Source organism: Jannaschia sp. M317, assembly GCF_025141175.1.
Taxonomy (GTDB): domain Bacteria; phylum Pseudomonadota; class Alphaproteobacteria; order Rhodobacterales; family Rhodobacteraceae; genus Jannaschia.
The window spans coordinates 1,437,795-1,453,544 of sequence record NZ_CP081155.1 but is presented as its reverse complement, the minus strand read 5'-3'; the positions used below and the strand labels follow the sequence as shown (position 1 = coordinate 1,453,544).

Annotated in this window: 15 protein-coding genes; 14 read left to right on the top strand and 1 reads right to left on the bottom strand. The window is 61.1% G+C overall.

Going from position 1 to position 15,750, the window contains the following annotated elements:
* Positions 1 to 5: 5 nt before the first annotated feature.
* Complete coding sequence (locus K3551_RS07460; protein ID WP_259918881.1) at positions 6 to 743, bottom strand: response regulator transcription factor; 738 nt, start codon at positions 741 to 743, stop codon at positions 6 to 8.
* Positions 744 to 978: 235 nt separating this feature from the next.
* On the opposite strand from K3551_RS07460, the gene K3551_RS07455 reads away from it, so the two are divergent.
* The 14 genes from K3551_RS07455 to K3551_RS07390 all read left to right on the top strand — a co-directional run bounded on the left by K3551_RS07455 (position 979) and on the right by K3551_RS07390 (position 15,325).
* Positions 979 to 2,235: an ABC transporter substrate-binding protein gene (locus K3551_RS07455; protein WP_259918880.1), complete on the top strand. Its 1,257-nt coding sequence runs from the start codon at positions 979 to 981 to the stop codon at positions 2,233 to 2,235.
* A gap of 60 nt (positions 2,236 to 2,295) precedes the next feature.
* Positions 2,296 to 3,168 (top strand): carbohydrate ABC transporter permease, encoded by an 873-nt coding sequence (locus tag K3551_RS07450; protein ID WP_259918879.1) that lies wholly within the window; start codon positions 2,296 to 2,298, stop codon positions 3,166 to 3,168.
* Positions 3,161 to 4,054 (top strand): carbohydrate ABC transporter permease, encoded by an 894-nt coding sequence (locus K3551_RS07445; protein ID WP_259918878.1) that lies wholly within the window; start codon positions 3,161 to 3,163, stop codon positions 4,052 to 4,054. The genes K3551_RS07450 and K3551_RS07445 overlap by 8 nt, the downstream gene beginning before the upstream one ends.
* Positions 4,055 to 4,057: 3 nt before the next feature.
* The gene (locus K3551_RS07440; RefSeq protein ID WP_259918876.1) at positions 4,058 to 5,155 is read left to right on the top strand and encodes an ABC transporter ATP-binding protein; all 1,098 of its coding nucleotides are present in this window, start codon (positions 4,058 to 4,060) and stop codon (positions 5,153 to 5,155) included.
* Positions 5,156 to 5,158: 3 nt separating this feature from the next.
* Entirely contained in the window at positions 5,159 to 6,070 is a 912-nt protein-coding gene (locus K3551_RS07435; RefSeq protein ID WP_259918874.1) for a glucokinase, read from the top strand.
* A 419-nt stretch (positions 6,071 to 6,489) separates the two neighbouring features.
* Positions 6,490 to 6,963, top strand: coding sequence for a DUF1705 domain-containing protein (locus K3551_RS07430; protein ID WP_259918873.1), 474 nt, complete (start codon positions 6,490 to 6,492; stop codon positions 6,961 to 6,963).
* Positions 6,964 to 7,085: 122 nt separating this feature from the next.
* Entirely contained in the window at positions 7,086 to 7,271 is a 186-nt protein-coding gene (locus K3551_RS07425) for a hypothetical protein (RefSeq protein ID WP_259918872.1), read from the top strand.
* Between the two features lie 175 nt (positions 7,272 to 7,446).
* Positions 7,447 to 8,538, top strand: a complete 1,092-nt coding sequence (locus K3551_RS07420; RefSeq protein WP_259918870.1) for a transporter substrate-binding protein — start codon at positions 7,447 to 7,449, stop codon at positions 8,536 to 8,538.
* Complete coding sequence (locus K3551_RS07415; RefSeq protein WP_259918868.1) at positions 8,535 to 9,134, top strand: ANTAR domain-containing response regulator; 600 nt, start codon at positions 8,535 to 8,537, stop codon at positions 9,132 to 9,134. The genes K3551_RS07420 and K3551_RS07415 overlap by 4 nt, the downstream gene beginning before the upstream one ends.
* Positions 9,121 to 10,014: an ABC transporter permease gene (locus K3551_RS07410; RefSeq protein ID WP_311199774.1), complete on the top strand. Its 894-nt coding sequence runs from the start codon at positions 9,121 to 9,123 to the stop codon at positions 10,012 to 10,014. The genes K3551_RS07415 and K3551_RS07410 overlap by 14 nt, the downstream gene beginning before the upstream one ends.
* A complete protein-coding gene (locus K3551_RS07405; protein WP_259918866.1) occupies positions 10,014 to 10,934 on the top strand; it encodes an ABC transporter permease in 921 nt (306 codons plus the stop codon). The genes K3551_RS07410 and K3551_RS07405 overlap by 1 nt, the downstream gene beginning before the upstream one ends.
* 35 nt (positions 10,935 to 10,969) lie before the next feature.
* Entirely contained in the window at positions 10,970 to 12,610 is a 1,641-nt protein-coding gene (locus K3551_RS07400; RefSeq protein WP_259918864.1) for an ABC transporter substrate-binding protein, read from the top strand.
* Positions 12,600 to 13,547, top strand: a complete 948-nt coding sequence (locus K3551_RS07395) for an acetamidase/formamidase family protein (protein ID WP_259918863.1) — start codon at positions 12,600 to 12,602, stop codon at positions 13,545 to 13,547. The genes K3551_RS07400 and K3551_RS07395 overlap by 11 nt, the downstream gene beginning before the upstream one ends.
* Complete coding sequence (locus tag K3551_RS07390) at positions 13,544 to 15,325, top strand: ABC transporter ATP-binding protein (RefSeq protein WP_259918862.1); 1,782 nt, start codon at positions 13,544 to 13,546, stop codon at positions 15,323 to 15,325. Before K3551_RS07395 ends, K3551_RS07390 begins: the two co-directional genes overlap by 4 nt.
* Positions 15,326 to 15,750: the final 425 nt, after the last annotated feature.

Sequence of the window (15,750 nt, the reverse complement as noted above, 5' to 3'; positions counted from 1 at the left end):
ACCGATCAACCGTCCCGGGCCACGACGTCGACGGAAAAGACGTAACCGACACCGCGTTCCGTCCTTAGGATTCTTGGGGCCTTGGGGTTTGTTTCAATCTTGTTGCGCAGGCGCCCGACAAGGACGTCGATGGACCGCCCCATCGCCTCGGTCGATTGGGACGAGGTGCCGGTAACATCCAGAGCGGTCGCGATTTCGGCGCGGGTCAACGGGATATGCGGGTTGGCCAACAACACCTGCAACAGCGCGATTTCGCGGCGCGACAAGGCAACTTGGACGTTCTCGGGGGACAGCACTTCTTCGGTTTTGGCGTGATAGGTCCACCCCTCGAAGGTAAAGGTCCTGGTATTTCGCCGATGCACCAAGGATGATGATCGCCGCGCACGCGACAGCACCGCCTTGACCCGGGCCAGCAGCAGTTCGGGATTGAACGGCTTGGCGATATAGTCATCGGCACCGACGGCATAGCCGGCCATGCGTTGATGATCGGCCGAAAGCGCGGACACCATGATCACGGGAACGCTTTGTTCATGGCGCAAACGACCACAAATTTCGAGCCCGCTTTCGTCGCCGAGCATCACGTCCAAGAGGATCAGGTCCACACGTCCGCCATCCAGATGAGACCGCACTTCGCGCTCGTTTGAGGCAGGCAAAGCAATCGATCCGTTCTGGCGCAAGAACTGCGTCATCATCTGACGCATGTCATAATCATCATCGACGACAAGGATGCGCGGGATCGTCATGGGCTGCCTCTCCTTGCTGCAACATGCGGGCGCATCCGCCCAATGCGTCAGCATCTATGTAACAGCGTGCAACAAAATCGAGAGCAACGTAACATCGTGTAACGAACTCGGCCATTATTCGCGATTTGGCCCGGAATACCCGCCCTGCACTAATTGCAAAGCTAGGCAGAGGTGAGGCGTATCTATGCCACCACCCCACGTCGGGGCGAACGTATTTCTGGGAGGAAATCAAAAAATGACGCTTAAACTTCTTGGTGCAGTTTCCGGCATGGCGATCGTTGCATCCACCGCTGCATTTGCAGACGGCCATGCATCGCCAGAGGCAGAAGTTCTGCACTACTGGACATCCGGCGGCGAAGCGAAATCTGTCGCCGTTCTGCAAGAAGAGTTCGCTGCAAACGGTGGCACTTGGACGGACATGCCGGTCGCTGGCGGCGGCGGTGACGCTGCGGGTACGGCGCTGCGGGCACGCGTTCTGGCGGGCAATGCCCCGACAGCCGCTCAGATCAAAGGCCCCGCAATCCAGGAATGGTATGAGGAAGGCGTTCTTGCCGACATCTCGGCTGTTGCCGAAGCCAACAACTGGTCCGAGGTTCTGCCGGCTGCAATCGCCGGCCACATGCAGTGCGAAGGCACGTGGTGTGCGGCCCCTGTGAACGTGCACCGCGTTGACTGGATCTGGGCGAACGCCGAGGTACTGGCTGCAAACGGTATCGAAATGCCGACAACCTGGGACGAATTCAACGCTGCTGCTGACACGTTGCAAGCGGCGGGCATCATCCCGTTGGCCCACGGTGGTCAGGCCTGGCAGGACGCGACCGTGTTCGAAGCCGTTGCTCTGGGCATCCTGGGCGCTGACGGTTTCCGCAAGGCGTTTGTCGATCTGGACATGGACGCAGTCAAGTCCGACGGCATGGTCGCGGTCTTTGACCAAATGCGCAAAATGCGCGGCTACGTTGACGGGAACTTCTCGGGTCGCGACTGGAACCTGGCAACCGCAATGGTCATGAACGGCGAAGCGGCGTTCCAGATCATGGGTGACTGGGCCAAGGGCGAATTCATGGCGGCAGGTAAGGTCCCGGGCGAAGACTTCCTTTGCCTGTCCACCCCCGGCGAAGGCTTCCTCTACAACGTCGACAGCTTCGCGATGTTCGCAGTTGACGGCGACAACAAGCAGGCGGGTCAGGCCCTGTTGGCTGAACTGGTTGTTGGCGAAAGCTTCCAGGAGGTTTTCAACCTGAACAAGGGGTCTATCCCGGTACGCACGGACGTCGCCCTGGATAACTTTGACAGCTGTGCTGTCTTGTCCTCCGATGACATGGCCGCAAGCAACGAAAATGGGTCTCTTCTGCCGTCTTACGCCCACGGCATGGCGCTTCGCGGCGCGCAGGCTGGTGCGATCACCGATACCGTGACCGCACACTTCAACTCTGACATGTCCTCTGCGGATGCGGTTCAGATGTTGGCCAACGCAATCGCGAACAGCCTGTAGTCGACCTTCCTCCCTCTCCCCCCCACGCGTTTTCGTGGGGGGGCTTTAGAAAGAAATCCAATGACCAAGTGGCTTGAAGAACACATGCCCAAATTGGTATTGGCCCCCTCGTTTATCGTTGTCCTGATCTTCGTCTATGGCTTTATCGGCTGGACGGCTTGGGTTTCATTTACGCGGTCGCGGCTTTTGCCAAGATATGAGATTGACGGACTTATTCAATATGACCGTCTGTTCGATTCCCCCCGATGGGATACGGCCTTTACCAACCTGTTCGTGTTCGGGTTCTTGTTCATTGTGATTGCAATGATCCTGGGGCTGATCCTAGCTATCCTGCTGGATCAGAACATTCGTACCGAGGGGGCGATCCGCACGATTTATCTTTATCCGATGGCGCTTTCGATGATTGTCACCGGTACGGCGTGGAAGTGGATCTTGAACCCGGGACTGGGTCTGGAGGCCACGGTCCGCGGTTGGGGGTTCGAGACGTTCACCTTTAACTGGCTCGTCGATCCGGACATGGCGATCTACACGGTCGTGATCGCGGCGATCTGGCAAAGCTCCGGGTTTGTGATGGCGCTGTTTCTGGCTGGTCTGCGGTCCGTTGATCAAGAGATCATCAAAGCCGCCCAGGTCGACGGCATCCCGACGTGGCGCGTCTATACCGCGATCATCATTCCCGCGATGGCCCCGATTTTCCTGTCTGCGTTCATCGTGCTGTCGCACCTTGCGATCAAGAGCTTTGATCTGGTGATTGCACTTACCGGCGGCGGCCCCGGTTACGCGACCGATCTGCCGGCTACCTACATGTATACAATGGCGTTTTCGCGTGGCGACATCGGCCAGGCGGCCAGTTCTGCGATGATCATGATGATGGTCGTCTTCGCGATCGTGGTGCCCTACCTCTACTCAGAGTTGAGGACCAAAGATGACTGATATGTCCTACACCCCTCCTCAATCGGGCAGCCGCACGGGCAAGATCGCCTTGCGTTGGACGCTCTATGTCATGCTTGGCCTGTTCGCGCTGTTCTACCTGATGCCGCTGTTTGTGATGGTGACGACATCGTTCAAAAGCCTGGATGAAATCCGCACGGGCGACCTGATTTCCCTGCCGCGCGAGGTCACGTTTGATGCGTGGCGCACGGCATGGTCGGGTGCCTGTACCGGAATCCAGTGTGAAGGCGTGCGCCCCTACTTCTGGAACTCCGTTCTGATCGCGATTCCCGCGGTGATGATCTCGACCCTGATCGGCGCGTTGAACGGCTACGTCGTGGCTCAGTGGCGGTTCAAGGGGGCAAACCTGTTCTTTGCGCTCATGCTGTTTGGTTGCTTCATTCCGTTCCAGGTTGTCCTGCTGCCCATGGCGCGCATGTTGGGCCTGATGGGAATGGCGGGCACAATTCCGGGGCTCATCTTTGTCCACGTCATCTATGGCCTTGGGTTCACGACACTGTTCTTCCGCAACTATTACGTGTCGATCCCGTCCGAGCTGACAAAGGCCGCCAAGGTAGATGGCGCGGGGTTCTTCCGCATCTTCTGGTCGATCTTCCTGCCGCTGTCGCTGCCGATCATCGTTGTGACCGTCATCTGGCAGTTCACGCAAATCTGGAACGACTTCCTGTTCGGCGTATCCTTCAGTCAGGCAGGCACGCAGCCTGTGACCGTCGCGCTCAACAACATCGTCAATTCGACCACCGGCGTCAAAGCCTACAACGTGGACATGGCCGCTGCGATCATCGCCGCCCTGCCAACGCTGTTTGTTTATGTCGTCGCTGGCAAATACTTCGTCCGCGGCCTCACCGCTGGCTCCGTGAAAGGCTGACCCATGGCTCCCATTCTCGAAATCAACAACCTGTTCAAAAGCTATGGGTCTGTTGAAATCCTCAAAGACATCAATGTCGCGATCGAACAGGGTGACTTCCTTGTGCTTGTGGGCCCATCCGGCTGCGGTAAATCCACGCTTCTGAACTGCATCGCCGGGCTGGAACCGATCACAGGCGGAAAGCTGAGCATCGGCGGCCAGGAGATGACCCACGTCAGCCCCAAGGACCGCGACATCGCAATGGTGTTCCAGTCCTACGCGCTTTACCCGACAATGACTGTCGCCAAGAATATCACCTTCGGCATGAAGGTGCGTGGCATCGAGCAGTCGGTCCAGGACGAAAAGCTGAAGCACGTCGCGACCCAACTGCAGATCGAGCCGCTCTTGAACCGCAAACCGGGTCAATTGTCCGGTGGCCAGCGTCAGCGCGTTGCAATGGGCCGGGCGCTTGTTCGGGATCCAAAACTGTTCCTGTTTGACGAACCCCTGTCCAACCTTGACGCAAAGTTGCGCGTTGAAATGCGCACCGAAATCAAGGCCCTGCACCAGCGCCTTGGCGCGTCCATGGTCTATGTGACGCACGACCAGATCGAGGCGATGACACTGGCGACCAAGATCGTTGTGATGAAAGGCGGCATTATCCAGCAGATCGGAACCCCGTCCGAAATCTACAACCATCCGGCCAATCTGTTTGTCGCAGATTTCATGGGCAGCCCCGCAATGAACCTGATCCCGGCCAGAACCAAGGCAAACGGCAATGGTGTGGAAATCGAGATCGCTCGTGAAACGGGTGCACCGATCACCTTGATCGACACCAAGAACACGGACTTGCCGGAGAATGTCATTCTGGGCGTGCGCCCCGAAGACATCGCTGACGCGTCCTTGCGGGGGGGTGAAGGACGTCAGGAGGCCGACTGCCTGATCGATATCGTCGAACCTGCAGGCGCGGATACCTTCGCGGTGATGCAACTGGGCGGCAAGCACGTGACGGCACGCCTACATGCAGAAACAGGTGCGGTCGCAGGGCAAAACCTCAATCTCACGTTTGATCTTGGCAAGGTGTCCTACTTTGCTCCGGAAACCGGCGAGCGTTTGAACTAGGTCATGCGACTTGTTGCGGATATTGGCGGCACAAATGCCCGCGTGGCTTTGTGCGCCAATGGTGGGGTCGATCATGGTTCCGTCGCGCGATTCACCAACGCAGAGTGGGACAGCCTGGATGACGTGCTGCGCGCGTTTTGCCGCGCGCATCCCGATACCGTGATCGATGAGATGGTCATCGCCGTTGCAGGGCCCGTCCACGCGGGCCGCGCCAAGCTGACCAACCGAAACTGGACCATCATCGCAGATGATCTGGCGCAGAGTTTTTCATGCCGACGCGTGGTATTGCTGAACGATCTTGGGGCCTTGGGATACGCCGTGCCGTTGCTTGGAACGGATCAGGTGACAAAGATCTGCGGGCAGGACATTCCCGACGACCCGAATGGCCAAGCCTTGATCGTAGGGATCGGAACAGGGTTCAACATCAGTCAGGTGATCACCAAAGACCAATGTACCGTTTGTCCACCAGCCGAGGCGGGACACATCTCGATGCCCTCGGCCATCGCGTCCAGACTGGATGATCACGCCTGCAACCCAAAGCGGTTTCCCACCGTCGAGACATTGTTCTCGGGCCGCGGTCTGACCGCGTTCTGCCGGCAGATGACCGGCTCGGACTACGTATCGGGCGAATCCGCGATCAAGAACTACGGAGACCCCGCAGAGGCGAAGATTTCCGACGCAATTGACACATACGCATCTCTTCTAGGTCTGCTTCTGCGCGATCTTTCGCTTAGCTACATGCCTTCCCGCGGGACGTTTCTTGCAGGCAGCGTCGGTCGCGCCATCGCCAGATGTGCGCCGGACCCAATGATCAATGTGTTCCAGGATTCCTGCAAATTCCGCCTGCACAGCAATCCGACCATCTTCGTGGCAGAAGAAGACAGCGCGGCCCTCTTGGGGTGCACGCAGTTCTGAGGGTCCGTCTACCGGGCACAGATTGTGAATTGATCCGTTCCATCTGCATCAACGTCCCTCACCCCGCTGTCACCCGCACAGCAGCGATCTTGGCCGCCAGGCCTATCCGACACATTTCCTCAAAGACCCCCCGACGCCCACATCTTGATGCCGCGGGTGCCGCCAGACGAACCTGTGATGGGGACATGTCGATACACGGCACAACCAGCCCGCCACTTCGACGATAGCCGGGTTCGGTCCCTTCCTTTGCGACACCGGCCTCCAGCGTGTCTGAAATAATCCGCTTGAATGACCGCATGGTTTTCCGAGACCGATGGGAGCGCGGTATCTGGAACCGCAAAGATCGTATGAGTGATCCCCGTAATCCTGAGATAACGTTGACGTGGCCGAAGACCGGGGCAACCAACCCGCAGGCCCCAATGCAAAACGCTCTAGATACCCGTCCCGTCCTCACCGATCCCGGCGGCCTACGCATCGCGCTCTCGGCTGGGACGCTCTCGCTGCTCGTCGCGGCCCTATTGATGGCGGCCTACAACGCGACCTTTTGGTCGTGGGGGGCCGAAATATTTCAGAGCCACCCCGGGCAACTCGTCGTGTTCGGGCTCGCCTTGTACGCGCTTCTCGCTTCCTTCGTCGGGGTGACCAGCTTCAGGCCCATTGTCCGGCCCGCACTCACCGTAATGCTGATCGTGTCAGCGGCGTCATCCTACTACATGGACACACTCGGCGTGATGATCGATCGGGACATGATCCAGAATGTGGCGACCACCACCTTCACCGAACCGAAGCATCTGCTGATGTTCGGGGTCGTCGCCCAGGTTGCCCTATTCGGCCTGCTGCCGGCTGCCGGCCGCGGCGCTGCGCGAGGTCTCGAATTGACGATGGGCGTATAGCTTCGCGCCGAAGCCGAAGTGACAAGGAACGCGCAGCTCTTTCTTGCCATCCATTCGCAAGGAGACAACCGGATCCTGACCACAGTTCGGACCGCCGAGGCCCCTTCGACGCGCGGACCGACTTGCCGGAAGCATCGGCAGGTCTGACAGATGTGGGCGCGAGCGGCGGCATCGGTGCGAAATTCTGGGACAACGGGCTATCCATCGTCGTCGTCGCCAGCAAACGTGAAGAGGGCCAAGCCGCCCGCCCAAGCGATCAGTTGCGCCATTTCTCGCTCCAAATTTGGGATAATGTGCGCAAAAATTAAGCAAAACTCGCAGTTTCCGAGGTCGGGAACCGACAAACCTGACCGAAATCGTAGACAGGTCTGCAACCTCTTGCCTTAACGTAGTCTCACACGCGGACAGACCGCTGGGCAATCAGGCCCCGTTACGACCCTTCCTTTCAGGGGGTCGTGCGGGGCTTTTTCTTTTTGGGGACTTATGAAAACCAACGTCGATCTTGGCATCCTCTACTCGCGCAGCGGCACCTATTCCGCGCTTTCCGAAGCACTCTGGCTGGGTGCGATGGACGCGATCGAAGTGGTCAACACGTCGCCGGAGACCAATGTCACCTTTCGGGCGGTCGAGCGTGACCCCGGTGGGGACGTGCAGCAGTACGCCCCCATGTGCGCGGACATTCTCGCATCTTCCGGCGCGCGTCACATCATCGGCTGCGTAACCTCTTCTTCGCGCAAGGAGGTTATTCCGGCGCTGGACAAGGCAGAGGCTACGCTGTGGTACAATGTTCCCTATGAGGGGTTCGAGACGTCCGCGCGCGTCATCTATTCCCACGCCTGCACCAACCAGAACATTCTGCCCATCCTCGGCTGGGCCATGCGGGAGTACGGCACCGCGGCGTTCCTCGTCGGGTCGAATTACATCTGGGGTTGGGAGACCTGCCGTTTCGCCCGCCATCAGACCGAGGCAGAAGGCGGCAAAGTCTTGGGCGAGCGCTTTCTCCCTCTGGGAGACGAAGACGTCGCCAGCCTGATCACGGAGATCGAGGCGACCCGGCCTCGGTTCGTTCTCAATTCCCTGGTCGGGGCATCGTCCTATGCGTTCCTGCGGGCGTTTCAGGCCCTGGGCGCACGCGACGCCTATTTCCGCCCCGAAACCTGCCCCGTTCTGTCGTGCAACCTGACCGAAGCCGAGCTGCCTCTTCTGGGCGCGGACGCGGAGGGGCTGATCTCCGTAGGTCCGTCGTTCAGCGACCGGGTGCAACCGGCTGGGCGCGGCTCGTCTCTGGAGCTGGCGGCTTACCGGTCCGTGCTCACGCTTGCTGCGATCCTGTCGGACATGTCGCCTGCGCAAGAAGCCGGCCCCTTCGATGCCTTTATCGCGGAGCATGGCGCGACCTACGGAATCGACCCGGCGACACAACATTGCACGCTGGACGTAAAAATCGCGCAAGTCCGCGGTGGTGCCTTCGACGTGTTGGCCGACTGGCGTGACATCCGGCCAGACCCCTACATGACCCGACCCACGCGGCATCCCCAATTGGACAGGCCGCGCCTGTCGGTGGTGCGCGCATGATGCCGCGGATGGATATCGCCGGGCTCGACGGTGCGCGCGCCATCGTACTGCACCCCGAACATGAGCGCCTGCAGCTTCTGCTGCGGCAGTTGCGCGCCATCGGCCTGAGCGTCGAGACCGCCTGGCCCGAACTGCCGTCGGCGGCCATTCAGGCTGATGTGATCCTCTACGACGTGGACCTTGGTCACGACGGACAATTCCCTTGGGCCCCCGGCGAGGCACCGATGCCGATGATCGCGCTGGTCGGGTCCGAGGCACCGGGCCGGCTGGAATGGGCATCACGGATGGGGGCCGATGCGCTGTTGATGAAACCGTTGGGCGCGGAAGGCGTGTTCGCAGCACTTCTGGTCGCGCGGCAGGCGTTCGAGCTGCGCCGCAGTCTTGCTGCCGAAATCGCGGCGCTGCGCCAGCGCCTGTCCGCCCGACAGACCGTGGTGCAAGCGGTCAGCATTCTGTCCCGCAAGGCCGTGAACCAGGACGCCGCTTACGACCAACTGCGCCAGATGGCGATGGCGTGGCAAATGACCATCGAAGCCGCTGCGGTTCATGTCGTCGAGCGCGCGCAAAAGCCCGGAGGTCTGCGTGACTGCAGTTGACACCGTCCCCGCCGCCAGCCCACCGATCGAGGAGGGTGTCTGGACACGATTGCGCCGCCGGAAACTGGCGCTGCTGGGTCTATTCCTGATCGCCGTGACCCTGCTTGGCGCGATCTTCGCCCCCTACCTGACGCAGTTCGATCCCAATGAGCAGCTGTTCGAGGGCCTTTCCATCACCGGCGCGCCAATGGCACCGGGCGGGATGTTCCCCTTGGGCACGGACCTGCTGGGACGCGACCTGCTGACCCGCATCCTCTATGGCGCGCGCACGTCGCTGATCATCGGGCTGCTCGCCAATGGGGTCGCCCTGTTGATCGGGACGTTCGTGGGCGTGACCGCCGGCTATTTCGGCGGCATCCTCGGCGGTGTCCTGATGCGGTTGACCGACCTGATGATGGCGTTTCCCGCGCTGCTGCTGGCGATCTGTCTTGCGGCGATCTTTCAACCTTCGCTGTGGATCGTGGTGATGGTCATCGCGACCGTGAACTGGGTGCAGACGGCCCGCGTCCTCTATGCAGAAACCGCCAGCCTGTCGCAGCGCGAGTTCATCGCGGCGGAACGTACGCTGGGTGCCGGACACATGCGCATCCTGTTCCGCCATATCCTGCCGCATCTGGTGCCGACGATCATCGTCTGGGGGACCTTGGGCATTTCGACGACCGTCCTTCTGGAGGCGACGCTGTCCTATCTCGGCGTGGGGGTGCAGCCGCCGACCCCCAGCTGGGGCAATATCATCTTCGAGAACCAGACCTATTTTCAGGCCGCCCCCTGGCTCGTGTTCTTTCCGGGGCTTGCCATCGTGACGCTGGCACTGGCGTTCAACCTGGTGGGCGATGCCTTCCGCGAGGTCCTGGACCCGACGCAGCGGGGGCGGACCTGATGCTGGCTTTCATCGCCCGTCGCCTGATCCAGTCGGCCCTGATCCTGCTGGGGGTCAGCTTCATCACCTTCGCCCTGCTCTACCTGTTTCCCGCCGACCCGGTGCGCCAGATCGCCGGCCGCTCGGCCACGCCCGAGACGGTGGCAAACATTCGCGCGCAATTGGGATTGGATCAGCCTTTTACGGTGCAATACCTACGCTATCTGGGCAACCTGCTTCAGGGCGACCTTGGCCGCTCCTACCTGCAGAAAACCGAGGTCGGCACGCTTATCGCGTCGCGTCTGCCCGCCTCGCTGCTGCTGATGGCGGGGGCAATCGTCTGCGAACTGCTTCTCGGCCTTACGATGGGGGTCATCGCCGCGATCCGCCGGGGCACGGGCACAGACAATTCGTTGATGATCGTGTCGTTCATCGGCGTGTCCGCCCCGCAATTCGTGGTGGGTTTGCTGCTGCTTTATGTCTTCGCGGTGCAGCTTCGGTGGTTCCCAATCGGGGGCTACGGCACCTTTGCGCATCTGGTGTTGCCGGCGGTGACGCTCGGGATCCTTGGCTCAGGCTGGTACAGCCGCATGATGCGGTCCTCAATGATCGACGTGCTGCGCCAGGACTTCATCCGCACGGCCCGCGCCAAGGGGTTGGGCCGGGCCCGTGTGCTGTTCCGCCATGCCCTGCCCAACGCGATCCTGCCCATCATCGCAATGATCGGGATCGACGTCGGCATCTTCATGGGGGGCATCGTCGTCGTCGAGAGCGTGTTCGGCTGGCCCGGCATCGGTCAGCTGGCCTGGCAGGCGATCCAACGGGTCGACATTCCAATCATCATGGGCGTCACGCTGGTGTCCGCCTGCGCCATCGTCATCGGAAATCTGGTCGCCGACATCGCGTCGCTGCTGGCCGATCCCCGGATCAAGGTCCGGTAACTGAAAAGCAAACTACTTCAACAGGAGAGAGACAGATGAAAAACATGCTTACCACGACCGCGCTCATCGCGGCCCTGGCGATGCCGACGCTGGCTGCTGCCGACGCGCATTCCGCGACGGACCCCGACGCCCAGTATGGCGGCAACATCACGATCACCTACAAGGATGACGTGGCCACGCTCGATCCGGCCATCGGCTATGACTGGCAGAACTGGTCGATGATCAAATCGCTCTACGACGGCCTGATGGATTACGAGCCGGGCACGACCGACCTGCGCCCTGGCCTGGCCGAGAGCTACGAGATTTCCGAAGATGGCATGACCTTCACCTTCAAACTGCGCGAAGGGGTCAAGTTCCACAATGGCCGCGAAATGACGGCCGAGGACGTGAAATACTCCCTCGATCGTGTGACCAACCCCGAGACACAATCGCCCGGTGCGGGCTTCTTCGGGTCCATCGCGGGCTATGACGCCGTATCCTCGGGCGAGGCCGAGGGCCTGTCAGGCGTGACCGTTGTCGATCCCTATACCGTCCAGATCGCGCTTTCGCGTCCCGACGCGACTTTCCTGCATGTCATGGGCCTGAACTTCGCCTCCGTCGTCGCCAAGGAAGCGGTCGAGGAAGCAGGCGCAGACTTTGGCAAGACGGCCATGGGCACTGGCGCGTTCAAGCTGAGCGAGTGGACCATCGGTCAGCGCCTGGTGTTCGAGAAGAACGCCGACTACTGGCGTGAAGGGCTGCCGTATCTGGACTCGGTAACCTTCGAAGTGGGGCAGGAACCCATTGTCGCCCTGCTGCGTCTTCAGAACGGCGAAGTGGACGTGCCCGGCGACGGCATCCCGCCTGCGAAATTCATGGAAGTCATGGGCGACCCTGAACAGGCCTCCCGCGTGATCGAGGGCGGGCAGCTGCACACCGGCTACATCACGTTGAACGTCAATATCGCACCCTTCGACAACGTCGACGTGCGCAAGGCCGTGAACATGGCCATCAACAAGGAGCGGATCACGCAGGTCATCAATGGCCGGGCCGTTCCGGCTACGCAGCCGCTGCCACCGTCGATGCCCGGATACACCGAAGGCTACGAAGGCTACGCCTATGATGTGGAGGCGGCCAAGGCGCTGCTGGCCGAGGCAGGCTTCCCCGACGGGTTCGAGACGGAACTCTTCGTGATGAACACCGACCCGAACCCGCGCATCGCGCAGGCCATCCAGCAAGACCTTAGCCAGATCGGCATCACCGCGTCGATCCAGAGCCTTGCACAAGCCAGCGTCATCGCCGCTGGTGGCGAGGCCGATCAGGCCCCGATGATCTGGTCCGGTGGCATGGCCTGGATCGCGGACTTCCCGGATGCGTCCAACTTCTACGGACCCATCCTTGGGTGCGACGGGGCGGTGCCGGGTGGCTGGAACTGGTCGTGGTACTGCAACGAGGATATCGACGCGATGGCGATTGAAGCCGACAGTATGACAGACCCCGCAATGGTCGATGACCGCCTGAAGATGTGGTCCGACGTCTACATGGCCGTCATGGAAGATGCGCCCTGGGTGCCCGTATTCAACGAGCAGCGCTACACCATGAAGTCCGAGCGGATGGGCGGGGCGGATGCGCTCTATGTCGATCCGGTCTCGATCCCCGTCAACTACGACTACGTGTTCGTCACCGATGTGCAATAAGTGCCCTGACTACACGATCCACGGCGCAAGCCACCATTTCGGCTGGGACAACTCGTTTGTCCCGGTCGAGACGGTCGCCCCCGGATCGACGATCGAGTTCAAGTGCCACGACAGTTCCGCCGGGCAATTGACCGTGACCAGTACTGTCGATGACGTGCGCACGCTCGACTTTGGCAAGATCAATCCCGTTTCCGGTCCCATCTACGTCGATGGGGCCGAACCGGGCGACGCGCTGAAGATCAAGATCGAGGGGTTCACCCCTTCGGGCTTTGGCTGGACGGCGAACATCCCGGGCTTCGGCCTGCTTGCCGATCAGTTTCAGGACCCGGCGCTGACGATCTGGAAGTACGATCCCGACACGCTCGAACCGGCGTTGTTCGGCAAGCATGGGGCCGTGCCGCTCAAGCCCTTCGCGGGCACGATTGGTTGTGCCTTGGCCGAGCCGGGCCTGCATTCCATCGTCCCGCCCCGGCGGGTCGGCGGCAACCTCGACATCCGTGATCTGGCGGCGGGCACCACGCTCTACTTGCCGGTCGAAGTCGCGGGCGCGCTGTTCTCGATCGGAGATACGCATGCAGCACAGGGCGACGGCGAAGTCTGCGGTACGGCCATCGAAAGCCCGATGGACGCCACCGTGACGCTGGATCTGGTGAAGGGCGCGAACCTCAAGATGCCGCGCTTTACCACGCCGGGACCGGTGACGCGGCACCTTGATGCCAAGGGCTATGAGGTGACGACGGGCATCGGGCCGGACCTGATGAGCGGCGCGCGCGATGCAGTTGCGCAGATGGTCGATCACCTGTGCGCGACGCAGAAACTGGCCCCCGAAGACGCCTACATGCTGGTCTCCACTTGCGGCGATCTGCGGATCTCGGAAATTGTGGACACCCCGAACTGGGTCGTCTCGTTCTACTTCCCGCGGATCGTCTTCGAATGACCGCGCAGGCATCCCTTTCCCCGGCGGCAGAGGTCGCCGGGGAAGCCCCAGTCGTCCTGTCCGTGCGCGACCTCGATATTTCCGTGCGCCAGCACGGTGGTGCCAAACCCCTTGTAACCAGCCTGACCTTCGATCTGCGGCGCGGCGAGACGCTGGCCATCGCGGGTGAAAGCGGGTCCGGTAAATCTCTGACGTCGCTGGCAATCATGGGCCTTTTGCCGCCGCCTGCCGTGCATGTTTCGGGCGGGTCGATCACCTTTGATGGCATCGACCTGACGAAGCTTGCCGAGACGAAATTGCAAGCCATCCGCGGCAGTCGCATCGCGATGATCTTTCAGGAACCAATGACCGCGCTGAACCCAGTCATGCGAATCGGAGATCAGTTGGTCGAGGCGCTGCGCGCGCACGAACCCCTGTCGCGTCACGCGGCCCGCGCCCGCGCGCTAGAGGCGCTGCGGGCGGTACGCCTGACCGACCCAGAACAACGTTTGGGCCAGTATCCGCATGAGCTGTCGGGCGGAATGCGTCAGAGGGTCGTGATCGCCATGGCCATCGCGTTGCGCCCCGACATCCTCATCGCCGATGAACCGACGACCGCGCTGGACGTGACCGTCCAGAGAGAGGTGCTGGACCTGCTGCGCGACCTCAGCCGTGATCTGGGCACCGCCCTCATACTTATTACCCACGACATGGGTGTTGTGGCGGAAATGGCCGACCGTGTGCTGGTGATGCAATCCGGCGCGATGGTTGAGGCAGCCGCGGTAGGCCAATTGTTTTCGGCCCCGAAGCAGGCGTACACGCAGGCGCTTCTGGCCGCCGTGCCCCGTATGGGCCAAGGCCGGGCGGCGTCGGCAGACACGCCGAGGCGACCGCTGGTTTCGATCCGCGACATGGTCGTTACCTATGACATCAAGGGCGGCATCTTGGGGCGAACGCAGTCCCGCGTGCACGCCGTCGAAGGCGTGACCTTCGACATCTACCCCGGAGAGACATTCGCGCTTGTGGGCGAAAGCGGCTGTGGCAAATCAACAATCGCGCGCGCCCTCACCGGGTTGGTCACGCATCAGGGTATCGTGGAGTTCGACGGAAAACCGTTGGGCGGCACACCGGCCGCCCGCTTTGCCGCCAGTCGGCAGATGCAGATGATCTTTCAGGACCCGATGGCAGCGCTGAACGGTCGAATGCGCGTGGGCGACCTCGTGATGGAGCCGTTGACGATCCACGGGATCGGCGACGCGGCGTCGCGCCGCGCCCGGGCGGAAGCGCTTTTCGACCGCGTTGGCCTGACGCGTGACGCGCTCGACCGATATCCGCACGAATTTTCGGGCGGGCAAAGGCAACGCATTTGCATCGCACGCGCGCTGGCGCTTAATCCCAAACTGATACTTGCAGATGAAAGCGTGTCTGCGTTGGACGTGTCGGTCCAAGCGAGTGTTCTGGACCTTTTGGCCGAACTCAAGGCAGAGATGGACATGTCCTACCTCTTTATTTCCCACGACATGGCGGTTGTCGAGAACATCGCCGATCGCGTGGCCGTCATGTTTCTGGGCCAGATCGTCGAGACTGGCAGCAGCGCGCAGGTCTTTGGCAATCCACAGCACAGCTATACCCGCCGCCTGATCGACGCGGTGCCGCACCCTGATCCATCCAGGGTCCTTCCCGCCCGAACCGTCCATGCCAGCGATCCGCCAAGCCCGGTTCGCCGCGTAGGCGACCCGCCCAAACGGGTGGCCCTGCGATCAGTCGGATCTGGACATTTGGTTGCAAGCGAAGCCTGACGCTCAGGTAGGAGCGTCATCTAGCCGTGAGCAAGTAGTGGTCCCTTCTCACTTGTCCGGCCCGCCCGGGCCGATCAACTGCGATGAGAAAAAGGTCACCTGCGAGCATGGCGTACATGGAATTATGGTGCCTGATGATTCCATCATCTGACCGGATAAGTTTTCTGATTTATCATTGAATATTGGCTTCAGTGATCCATCAGACATGGTTCATTACCTCATATGCCATATGTGCAGCAGATTATCCTGAAGGGAGAGCAGACGAGAGGAAGGGCCCCTCTCCCGACAGGCGATGCGTGTCCGCAGAGCGGAGATCAGCTCAACAGCAAATGTACGCTAGTGATACACACCGGTTCCGGGGAAGCTGCGCTGCGTCTCCAACGCTTCCGGAGAACCGCGGCTAAGGGCCGTCCGTGACGACGGCG

Excerpts from the sequence above, each read along its gene's own strand:
- K3551_RS07430 (WP_259918873.1), top strand. The coding sequence starts at position 6,490 with ATGCAAAACGCTCTAGATACCCGTCCCGTCCTCACCGATCCCGGCGGC.
- K3551_RS07405 (WP_259918866.1), top strand. The coding sequence starts at position 10,014 with ATGCTGGCTTTCATCGCCCGTCGCCTGATCCAGTCGGCCCTGATCCTG.
- K3551_RS07415 (WP_259918868.1), top strand. The coding sequence starts at position 8,535 with ATGATGCCGCGGATGGATATCGCCGGGCTCGACGGTGCGCGCGCCATC.
- K3551_RS07400 (WP_259918864.1), top strand. The coding sequence starts at position 10,970 with ATGAAAAACATGCTTACCACGACCGCGCTCATCGCGGCCCTGGCGATG.
- K3551_RS07450 (WP_259918879.1), top strand. The coding sequence starts at position 2,296 with ATGACCAAGTGGCTTGAAGAACACATGCCCAAATTGGTATTGGCCCCC.
- K3551_RS07435 (WP_259918874.1), top strand. The coding sequence starts at position 5,159 with ATGCGACTTGTTGCGGATATTGGCGGCACAAATGCCCGCGTGGCTTTG.
- K3551_RS07460 (WP_259918881.1), bottom strand. The coding sequence starts at position 743 with ATGACGATCCCGCGCATCCTTGTCGTCGATGATGATTATGACATGCGT.
- K3551_RS07390 (WP_259918862.1), top strand. The coding sequence starts at position 13,544 with ATGACCGCGCAGGCATCCCTTTCCCCGGCGGCAGAGGTCGCCGGGGAA.
- K3551_RS07445 (WP_259918878.1), top strand. The coding sequence starts at position 3,161 with ATGACTGATATGTCCTACACCCCTCCTCAATCGGGCAGCCGCACGGGC.
- K3551_RS07455 (WP_259918880.1), top strand. The coding sequence starts at position 979 with ATGACGCTTAAACTTCTTGGTGCAGTTTCCGGCATGGCGATCGTTGCA.
- K3551_RS07440 (WP_259918876.1), top strand. The coding sequence starts at position 4,058 with ATGGCTCCCATTCTCGAAATCAACAACCTGTTCAAAAGCTATGGGTCT.
- K3551_RS07395 (WP_259918863.1), top strand. The coding sequence starts at position 12,600 with ATGTGCAATAAGTGCCCTGACTACACGATCCACGGCGCAAGCCACCAT.
- K3551_RS07420 (WP_259918870.1), top strand. The coding sequence starts at position 7,447 with ATGAAAACCAACGTCGATCTTGGCATCCTCTACTCGCGCAGCGGCACC.